Source organism: Hypericibacter sp., assembly GCF_050729195.1.
GTDB lineage: Bacteria > Pseudomonadota > Alphaproteobacteria > Dongiales > Dongiaceae > Hypericibacter.
In genome coordinates this window covers 1-8,558 of sequence record NZ_JBOHKS010000158.1, presented here as the reverse complement: position 1 = coordinate 8,558, position 8,558 = coordinate 1, and the positions used below count along the sequence as shown (strand labels likewise).

The window sequence follows — 8,558 nt, the reverse complement described above, 5'->3', positions numbered from 1 at the left end:
GGGCATCGTGGTCGAGGCCGAGCTCGGCCGCCACATGCTCTATGTCACCAACCGCGACAAACCGGGCTTCATCGGCCGGCTCGGCACGCTTCTGGGGGCGGAGGGCGTCAATATCGCCACCTTCCATCTCGGCCGCTCCGGCCCCGGCGAGGACGCGATCGCGCTGATCGAGGTGGATGAGCGGCTGAGCGACGCGCTCCTCGCCCGCATCCGCGAGATCCCCGACGTGGTGCAGGCGACCGCGCTGTCGTTCTGAGATCCGTCAGCGCGGCTTCGCGTCGATCGCCAGGAGCGCGTTCACCAGCTCGCGCAGGCCCCGCTGCAGCAGCTTGTCGCGGCGCAGCACTACGCCCAGGCGGCGCGACAGCCGCGGCACCAGCGACCTCACCTGCAGACCGTCGCGCTTGCCGTCGGCGGTCACGGCTATGCGCGGCAGGATGCTGCAGCCGAGCCCGGCGCTCACCAGCCGCTTCATCGCCTCGACATGGCCGAGCTCCATCACCGGCTTGACGCGCCTTCCGCCGCGCAGGAACCAGGCCTCGACGATGTCGCGCGAGGTGGCGCCGGGATCCTCCAGCACCACCGGCAGCTGGGCGAGGGCCGCGGGCGTCGCGGCCGCGGGAATGCGCTCTTCGTTGGCGGCGAAGACCGCCACGAACTCATCCTCGAGCACCGGCGTCACCTGGAAGCCGCGGCCCGTCACCGGCAAGGTCCAAAACCCGACATCGATCGCATTGTCCTCGAGCGCCCTCACCTGGTCGCCGGTGTTGCCCGTGAAGACCACGATCTCGAGCGCGGGGAAGCGCCGCCGCAAATCCTTGAGCAAGGGCGGCAGCAGATAGGTGCAGGCGGTGCCGCCCGTGCCGAGCCGCACGCGGCCCGTCACGGTCGTGGCAAGGCTGGCCATGGCCTCGAGCGCATCGGCCAGGGCGCCGTCGATCCGCCGGACATGAGCGAGGAGTTCCGTGCCCGCGGCGGTCGGGGCCGCGCGGCGTCCCACCCGCTCGATCAGGGCCACGCCCAGGCGCTGCTCGAGCTGCTTGATCTGCAGGCTCACCGCCGGCTGGGTGAGATGGAGATGGGCCGCCGCGACCGAGAAGCTGCCATGCTCGATCACGGCCGCGAAGCTGTGGAGATGGTCGGGATTGAGGCCGCGCATCTCAAAGTTTTCCTTATGCAAAACATAACATCTCCAAATTTCCCTTATTCCCGAGGGCGCCGCAAGATGGTGACCAAGGGCAGGCCCCGGCGGGGCGGCATTTTTTTGAGGATCCGGGCGATGACGAGTTTCTGGCGCGAACATCTGACGGCTTGGCTGCGCGAGCCGGCGCTTTACCTGGCGGCTTCGGTGGAGTCGCGCTGGCGCCAGGCCGAGGCCCTGGGCGCGCTCGACGGGCGGCTGTTGCGGGATATCGGCCTCTCGGCGGCGGAAGCCCGGATTGGCCGCCCGGCCAATCCTGTTGGACCCGGGAATTGGCCCCTTTCGGGCCCTTCGAACCCCGCCAACAGCACCGGTTTCGGCGGCACCCGCGGCTAGTCGCGGCGGCCTCGGTCCCACGCTGGCCCCCCAGGGGCGTTACTGGTAAAAGTCGGCCCGCGCCGGGTTCTCCAAGAGAGAACTCGGCCGGCTGCTTTGCCAATCGCCCAGGAGGTGGGGCCCATGCGCCGCGCCAGTGTCTCGCGTAAGACCAAGGAAACCCAGATCGAGGCCGAGATCGAGCTCGACGGCCAGGGCCGGTCGGACATCTCGACCGGCATCGGCTTCCTCGACCATATGCTGGACCAGCTGGCCCGCCACAGCCTGATGGACATCACCCTCAAGGCCAAAGGCGATCTCCATATCGATTTCCATCACACCACCGAGGATTCCGGCATCGTGCTGGGCGAGGCCGTGGCCAAGGCGCTGGGCGAGCGGCGCGGCATCACGCGCTGGGGCGAGGCCACGGTGCCGATGGACGAGACCCTGACGCGCGTGGCGCTCGACGCCTCGAACCGTCCCTATCTCATCTGGAAGGTCGCCTTCTCCAAGCCGAAGCTGGGCGAGATGGATACCGAGCTCTTCAAGGAGTGGTTCCAGGCCTTCGCGCAGAATGCGGGGCTCACGCTCCATATCGAGAATCTCTACGGCGAGAACAACCACCATATCGTCGAGAGCTGCTTCAAGGGCCTGGCCCGTGCGCTGCGCGCTGCGATCGCGATCGATCCGCGCAAGGCCGGCGAGGTGCCCTCGACCAAAGGCGTGTTGGGCGGCTCGCTCACGTGAAGGCCGTCATCGTCGACTATGGCTCGGGCAACCTTCGATCGGCGGCCAAGGCCCTGGAGCGCGCCGCGCCCAAGGGCGTCTCTGTCGAAGTGTCGGCTGATGCTGCCGCGCTCGATCAGGCCAGCCATATCGTCCTGCCCGGGGTGGGCGCCTTCGCCGACTGCAAGCGCGGCCTCGAAGCGCGGCCCGGCATGCTCGACGCCCTCGAGCGCGCCGTCCGGCGCGAGGGCAAGCCTTTTCTCGGTATCTGCGTCGGCATGCAGCTCATGGCGGCGCGGGGCCGCGAGTTCGGCGTGACGCCGGGCCTCGGCTGGATCGCGGGCGAGGTGCGGCTGCTGGAGCCGGGCAACGATCGCCATGGAATGCCGCTCAAGGTTCCCCATATGGGCTGGAACGAGCTGCAGCTGTTGCGCCCGCATCCGGTGTTCGACGGGCTTGTCACCGGATCGCATGCTTATTTCGTGCATAGTTATCATCTGGCGGCCGAGGACCCGGCCGACCTGCTCGCCACCTGCGATTATGGTGGCCCGGTGACGGCGGCGGTGGCCCGCGCGAATATGGTGGGCACGCAGTTTCATCCGGAGAAGAGCCAGGCGCTGGGCCTGAAGCTGCTGGCGAATTTTCTCGCCTGGAAGCCCTGAACGACAATCATTCGCGGGAGCCCCTTCGGGGACATCGCCATGGCCAAGACGGTGGTCGAGCTTCTGAAGAAATATTCCAGCACGGATCTCGCCGATCTGTGCGACGCGGCCGAAGACGGCATCCGCGCGGGCGGCGGTTTCGGCTGGCTGACGCCGCCGACGCGCGATGTGATGGAGACCTATTGGAAAGGCGTGCTGCTGGTGCCCGAGCGCCGGCTCTTCGTCGGCCGGCTCGACAACACCATCGTCGGCTCGGCGCAGCTGCTGCGGCCCGGCAAGAACAACGAGGCCCAGGCGCATTGGGCCACCATGACGACGCATTTCGTGGCGCCCTGGGCGCGCGGCCATGGTCTCGCCAAGGCGATCCTGGTCGCGGTCGAGGAGGCGGCGCGCGAGATCGGCGCGCAGGTGCTCAATCTCGACGTGCGCGAAAGCCAGGAGGCAGCGATCCAGCTCTATCAGTCGCTGGGCTATGTGCATTGGGGAACCCATCCCCATTACGCCAAGGTCCAGGGCAAGAGCGTCGCCGGCCTGTTCTATTACAAGGACCTGGTGTGATCCTCTATCCCGCGATCGATCTCAAGGGCGGGCAATGCGTGCGGCTGCGCCAGGGCGACATGGCGCAGGCGACGGTGTTCAACAGCGATCCCGCCGACCAGGCGCGCCGTTTCGCGGCGGCGGGTGCGGAATGGATTCACGTCGTCGATCTCGACGGCGCCTTCGCCGGCCGCGCGGTCAATGGCGCGGCCGTCGAGGCGATCCTGAAAGCGGCGAACCGCCCTTGTCAGCTGGGCGGCGGCATCCGCGATCTGGCCGCGATCGAGGCCTGGCTCGCGCGCGGGGTCTCGCGTGTCATCCTCGGCACAGTCGCGGTGCGCGATCCCGATCTGGTGCGCCAGGCCTGCCGGAAATTTCCGGGCCGCGTCGCGGTCGGCATCGATGCCAAGGGCGGGCGCGTGGCGGTCGAAGGCTGGGCCGAGACCAGCGAGCTCACGGTCGAGGAGCTGGCCTTGCGCTTCGAGGATGCCGGCGCCGCCGCCATCATCCATACCGACATCGATCGCGACGGGCTGCTGCAGGGCGTGAATGTCGAGGCGACGGCCGCTTTGGCGCGGCGTATCAAGACGCCGGTAATCGCGTCGGGCGGCGTCGCCGGTCTCGAGGATCTGCGTCGCCTTCTGGCGGCCGGCGGCATCGCCGGCGTGGTCGCTGGCCGCGCGCTTTATGACGGGCGGCTGATCCTCGAGGAAGCATTGGCGCTCCTGGCGTCGGCCCGCGCGCAGACGCCGGAACGAAATCCGCGAAAGACACAGCTATGCTGAAGACCCGCATCATCCCCTGTCTCGACGTGCATGCGGGCCGCGTGGTCAAGGGCGTGAAGTTCCTCGATCTGATCGATGCGGGCGATCCGGTCGAGCAGGCGCGGGCCTATGACAAGGCCGGCGCCGACGAGCTCTGCTTTCTCGACATCACCGCGAGCCATGAGGAACGCGCGATCATCCTCGATGTGGTGGCGCGCACGGCCTCGGAAGTGTTCATGCCGCTGACCGTCGGCGGCGGCGTGCGCCAGGTCGAGGATTTCCGCAAGCTGCTGCTGGCCGGCGCCGACAAGGTCTCGGTCAACACCTCGGCGGTCGAGAACCCGTCGCTGGTGACGGCGGCCGCGGAAAAATTCGGCGCGCAATGCGTCACGGTCGCGATCGATGCCAAGGCGGAATCCGCCGGGAAATGGCAGGTCTATACCCATGGCGGACGCAAAGCCACGGGCCTCGACGCGGTCGAATGGGCGAAGCGCGTGGCCTCGTCGGGCGCTGGCGAGATCCTGCTGACTTCGATGGATCGCGACGGCACCAAGCAGGGCTACGATCTGGGATTGTTGCGCGCGGTCAGCGACGCGGTCTCGGTGCCGGTGATCGCCTCGGGCGGCGTCGGCACGCTCGATCACCTGGTTGCGGGCGTGCGCGACGGCCATGCCAGCGCGCTGCTGGCGGCCTCGATCTTTCATTTCGGCACCTACTCGATCGCGCAGGCGAAGGCCGCGCTCACGGCTGGCGGCGTTCCGGTCCGGCCGATCGGTTGAGCTGTGCCGCCCGAGCCGTCGGACGGCTCAGCGATGCAGCGACAGGCCCTTGAGCACCTTGTCGATGGCCTTCTTCTCCGCGCGCAGCGCCAGGCCGACGATGCGCAGATCCTCGGTCGGCACCGCCTTCATCGCGGCGCGGTTGTCGATGTCGTTGCCGGTGGCGAAGAGCTCCTCGGTGAAGAGCGAGAAGACCAGGTCGCGTTCGCGCGCGCGATCATAGGCGCGCCGGATTGCCACCGCATCGGCACTGAAAACCATCACCGGCTGCTTGAACATCGGCAGATAGCGATGGCCCGAGCCATCCTCATAGGGCTCGCCGGTGACGCCCTCGACAGTCCCTGCGATGCCGCTGACGGTGAAGGCGGTCACGTTGAGTTTCTGCCAGACCGGGAGATCGTCGCGCAGCACCACGGCGATCTTGGTGTCGAAGGTCATCGTCATTTTGGCGCGGGCTCCGTCTCGGTGGATAAGGCGAGCTTGGCGGCGCGCCGGGTCCGGGCGCGGAAGCGATCGCGATTGACACCGCGTTCCGCCTGCATGGCGGGACCGATGCGGGCGCGCAGATCATGGGGCCCGACGGCTTCGCCGCAAGCCGAGCAGGCGAGGACCGGGTGGGTCTCCTGGCCGCAAGCCTTGTGGATCAGCGTCAGAGGCGGGCCCTCGGGCCCCGATGCCCAGCGGTCGCCCCAGCCGGCGAGCGCCACCACCACGGCATGAAGGTCTCGGCCCTTGTCGGTCAGGCGGTATTCATAGCGGACCGGGCGCTGGCGATAGGGGACCTTGGCGACGATGTCCCGGGCGGCGAGCTTGGCGAGGCGGCGCGACAAAAGATAAGGCGCCATCCCGGTCTGGGCCTGAAACTCCTCGAACCGGCGCTGACCCAGGAACAGCTCACGCAGGATCAGCAGGGTCCAGGGGTCGCCGATCGCGCCCAGCGCGCGAGCGACAGAGCAGGTCGCCGCGGCAATGTCCGAAACACGCATGATGCTTCATACTTCAACAATTGAAGCATGTCGAGTTGGGCGCTAGGCTGCGCGGGTCTCAGGCCTCGAACCAGGAGCTTCTCCATGACCGCAACCGCTTCCTCGGGTGCCGCCATTGGCGGTGATCAGCCACGCTATTGGGACGATGTCGAGGTGGGCGAGCGGGTGCGGAGTGCCGGGTTCGAGTTCTCGCGCGAGGCCATCTTCGCCTTCGCCAGGCAGTATGACCCGCAGCCGATGCATCTGAGCGAGGAGGGAGCCGCGAAGAGTTTCTTCGGCGAGCTGATCGCCAGCGGCTGGCAGACCGCCTGCGTCACTTTCCGGCTGATGGTCGATGCCAGGCCGCTCGGATCGACGCCGCTGGTCGGGCTCGAGATCAAGGAGATGAAATTCGAGCGGCCCGTGCGGCCGGGCGACCAAGTCTATGCCGAAGGCGAGGTGCTGGAGCGGCGCGCCTCCAAGACCCGGCCTGAGCGAGGCGTCATCGTCATGCGGGTGGTGACGATGAACCAGAAGGACCAGCCGGTCATGTCCCAGCTCTGGGTGGCGATCATGCCCACCCGCCTGGGTGCCGCCGGGCCCTAGCGCCCTCCACTGCGACCCCACCAATTGTGATAGTTTCATGACATTGCCCCCCAGATGTGGGGGGTGTAGGGTGGAATTCCGCAGATTTCCGGAAGGATCGAGGGCATGCCGCGGGCCCCAATAAGTCTAGATGGAACGATTCTAGACAAGCTCTACAAAGTCATCGAAAGCCGGAAGGGGGGTGATCCCACCACCTCCAACACCGCCCGGCTGTTCGCCAAGGGAACCGACAAGATCGCCCAGAAGGTGGGCGAGGAAGCGGTCGAGACCGTCATCGAAGGGGTGCGAGGGCGGAAGAAGGATCTCGCCCTCGAAAGCGCCGACCTGCTCTATCACCTGCTCGTGCTCTGGGCCGACCGGGGCTTGAAGCCCGAGGAAGTCTGGACCACGCTGGCCGCGCGCGATGGCATCTCCGGCATCGCGGAGAAAAAGTCGAGAAGCCAGAGCAAATGAGCGCCGCGGTCGCCGCCTATGACGTGAACAACATCTTCGCGCGCATCCTGCGCGGCGAGATCCCCTGCAAGAAGGTCTATGAGGACGAGCATGCGCTCGCTTTCCACGACATCAGCCCGCAGGCGAAGATCCATGTGCTGGTGATCCCCAAGGGTGCCTATGTCTCGATGGCGGATTTCTCCGCCAAGGCGGGCGACAAGGAGATCGCCGGCTTCGTGCGCGCCATCGGCAGGACCGCCGAGATGCTGGGCGTGGTCGAGAGCGGCTATCGCCTGCTCGCCAATCACGGACCCAACTCGCATCAGGAAGTGCCGCATCTCCATGTGCATATCTTCGGCGGTCAGGCGCTGGGCAGGATGCTCGCGGTGGAACGCAAGGCCTGACGTCCCATGACGGATGCCGCCCTTGCCGGAGCGCCGGAGAGCGCGGGCGTGGAGGAAGCGCAGCGGCTCTATCGTCGCCTTCGTCGCTGCAGTCTCGCCTGCATTCTCAGCTTCCTGCTGGCGGTGCCGGTCAGCGCGGTGATCGCGGCGCTGGCGGCACGCACCGGCGATATGCAGGCCGCGTCGATGATTCCCTTTGCGGTGGGTCTCGTCTATCTGGTCCTGTTCATCGTGACGCTATCGACAGCTCGGTATTTCGGCGAAGCCATCGGCCTTCGCGGCTATCGCTGGAGCGTCCGCTGGACCATGATCAGTTGCGTCATTCCGCTGCTGAGCTTTGTGCGGCCCTGGCTGGGTTTCGGCGAAACCTATCGATCCCTGATCAATGCCGCCAAAACGCGGCGTCTCGATGCGAGCTGGAATCACGGCTTCAGCATTCTGACCCTTCTGGTGGCGATTTTTACGGTGCTCGATTTCGTCCTCTCGCGCAGCGAAGGTAACAATATCCGCGCGCTGCCACCCACTGAGTTGTGGCTGACCGTTGCCGCGAGTCTTTTGTCGCTGATCCTGCCGATCGTCTTCCTGGTTCGCGTGAGGCGCGCCGCGAAGCGGCTGCTGGCGCTCTATCTCGAGCGTTTGGCCGGTCCCGTCGCCCCCGCGGCGGCGCCATGAGCTCGCTTCTGCCGTCGCGGCCGGCCCCTGCGGTTTTCGGCGATCCGGTCGAAGCCGTCGACACGCCGGCGCTGCTGGTCGAGCTCGACGCCTTCGAGCGCAACATCGCGCGCATGGCGGCGTTTGCCAAAGCCAAGGAGGTGCGGTTGCGGCCGCATGGCAAGACGCATAAATGCGCCGCGATCGCGCGGGCGCAGATCGAGGCGGGCGCCGTCGGCGTCTGCTGCCAGAAGGTGTCCGAGGCCGAGGCCTTCGTCGCCGGCGGGATCGAGGATGTGCTCGTCTCGAACGAGATCGTCGCGCCGGCGAAGCTGCGCCGGCTCGCGGCCCTGACGGCACAGGCGCGGATCGGCATCTGCGTCGATCATCCGCTGGGGCTGGACGCGCTGATCGCGGCGGCGCCCGAGGCGGCGCGGCCGATCGATGTCTATATCGAGCTCGATGTCGGCGGCGGCCGCTGCGGCATCGAGCATGTCGAGGATGGCTTGCGGCTGA

At 67.2% G+C, this 8,558-nt stretch carries 15 protein-coding genes; 12 read left to right on the top strand and 3 right to left on the bottom strand.

The window, feature by feature from the left end:
• On the top strand, nt 1-256 hold a 256-nt coding region (locus tag ACREE8_RS12090; RefSeq protein WP_431573251.1), incomplete at its 5' end, for an ACT domain-containing protein.
• Between the two features lie 6 nt (nt 257-262).
• Here the strand turns inward: ACREE8_RS12090 and ACREE8_RS12085 are convergent.
• Nucleotides 263-1,159: a LysR family transcriptional regulator gene (locus tag ACREE8_RS12085; protein ID WP_431573250.1), complete on the bottom strand. Its 897-nt coding sequence runs from the start codon at nt 1,157-1,159 to the stop codon at nt 263-265.
• Nucleotides 1,160-1,279: 120 nt separating this feature from the next.
• Here ACREE8_RS12085 and ACREE8_RS12080 point away from each other — a divergent pair, with 120 nt between their 5' ends.
• From ACREE8_RS12080 to hisF, 6 genes are all read left to right on the top strand, one after another.
• Nucleotides 1,280-1,537 carry a DUF1127 domain-containing protein gene (locus ACREE8_RS12080; RefSeq protein WP_431573249.1) on the top strand — a complete coding sequence of 86 codons (258 nt, stop codon included), beginning with the start codon at nt 1,280-1,282 and terminating at the stop codon, nt 1,535-1,537.
• Between the two features lie 123 nt (nt 1,538-1,660).
• Nucleotides 1,661-2,263, top strand: a complete 603-nt coding sequence (hisB, locus tag ACREE8_RS12075; protein ID WP_431573248.1) for an imidazoleglycerol-phosphate dehydratase HisB — start codon at nt 1,661-1,663, stop codon at nt 2,261-2,263.
• On the top strand, nt 2,260-2,904 hold the full coding sequence (gene hisH / locus ACREE8_RS12070; protein WP_431573247.1) for an imidazole glycerol phosphate synthase subunit HisH: 645 nt from the start codon (nt 2,260-2,262) through the stop codon (nt 2,902-2,904). The genes hisB and hisH overlap by 4 nt, the downstream gene beginning before the upstream one ends.
• 39 nt (nt 2,905-2,943) lie before the next feature.
• Nucleotides 2,944-3,462 carry an N-acetyltransferase family protein gene (locus ACREE8_RS12065; RefSeq protein WP_431573246.1) on the top strand — a complete coding sequence of 173 codons (519 nt, stop codon included), beginning with the start codon at nt 2,944-2,946 and terminating at the stop codon, nt 3,460-3,462.
• Nucleotides 3,459-4,226 carry a 1-(5-phosphoribosyl)-5-[(5-phosphoribosylamino)methylideneamino]imidazole-4-carboxamide isomerase gene (gene hisA / locus ACREE8_RS12060; protein ID WP_431573245.1) on the top strand — a complete coding sequence of 256 codons (768 nt, stop codon included), beginning with the start codon at nt 3,459-3,461 and terminating at the stop codon, nt 4,224-4,226. Before ACREE8_RS12065 ends, hisA begins: the two co-directional genes overlap by 4 nt.
• The gene (gene hisF / locus ACREE8_RS12055) at nt 4,220-4,984 is read left to right on the top strand and encodes an imidazole glycerol phosphate synthase subunit HisF (protein WP_431573244.1); all 765 of its coding nucleotides are present in this window, start codon (nt 4,220-4,222) and stop codon (nt 4,982-4,984) included. The genes hisA and hisF overlap by 7 nt, the downstream gene beginning before the upstream one ends.
• Nucleotides 4,985-5,011: 27 nt before the next feature.
• Here hisF and ACREE8_RS12050 read toward each other — a convergent pair whose 3' ends face one another.
• Together ACREE8_RS12050 and ACREE8_RS12045 are read right to left on the bottom strand one after the other, a co-directional pair.
• Nucleotides 5,012-5,428, bottom strand: coding sequence for a DUF2000 family protein (locus ACREE8_RS12050; RefSeq protein WP_431573243.1), 417 nt, complete (start codon nt 5,426-5,428; stop codon nt 5,012-5,014).
• Nucleotides 5,425-5,970 carry a winged helix-turn-helix transcriptional regulator gene (locus ACREE8_RS12045; RefSeq protein ID WP_431573242.1) on the bottom strand — a complete coding sequence of 182 codons (546 nt, stop codon included), beginning with the start codon at nt 5,968-5,970 and terminating at the stop codon, nt 5,425-5,427. The genes ACREE8_RS12050 and ACREE8_RS12045 overlap by 4 nt, the downstream gene beginning before the upstream one ends.
• A gap of 84 nt (nt 5,971-6,054) precedes the next feature.
• Between ACREE8_RS12045 and ACREE8_RS12040 the strand changes: the two genes are divergently transcribed.
• The 5 genes from ACREE8_RS12040 to ACREE8_RS12020 all read left to right on the top strand — a co-directional run.
• Nucleotides 6,055-6,555: a MaoC family dehydratase gene (locus ACREE8_RS12040; RefSeq protein ID WP_431573241.1), complete on the top strand. Its 501-nt coding sequence runs from the start codon at nt 6,055-6,057 to the stop codon at nt 6,553-6,555.
• Between the two features lie 120 nt (nt 6,556-6,675).
• Nucleotides 6,676-7,008: a phosphoribosyl-ATP diphosphatase gene (locus tag ACREE8_RS12035; RefSeq protein ID WP_431573252.1), complete on the top strand. Its 333-nt coding sequence runs from the start codon at nt 6,676-6,678 to the stop codon at nt 7,006-7,008.
• The gene (locus ACREE8_RS12030) at nt 7,005-7,391 is read left to right on the top strand and encodes a histidine triad nucleotide-binding protein (protein WP_431573240.1); all 387 of its coding nucleotides are present in this window, start codon (nt 7,005-7,007) and stop codon (nt 7,389-7,391) included. The genes ACREE8_RS12035 and ACREE8_RS12030 overlap by 4 nt, the downstream gene beginning before the upstream one ends.
• A 6-nt stretch (nt 7,392-7,397) precedes the next feature.
• The gene (locus ACREE8_RS12025; protein WP_431573239.1) at nt 7,398-8,063 is read left to right on the top strand and encodes a hypothetical protein; all 666 of its coding nucleotides are present in this window, start codon (nt 7,398-7,400) and stop codon (nt 8,061-8,063) included.
• Nucleotides 8,060-8,558 (top strand): alanine racemase (locus ACREE8_RS12020; protein WP_431573238.1); only part of this gene is annotated, 499 nt, incomplete at its 3' end. The genes ACREE8_RS12025 and ACREE8_RS12020, both read left to right, overlap by 4 nt.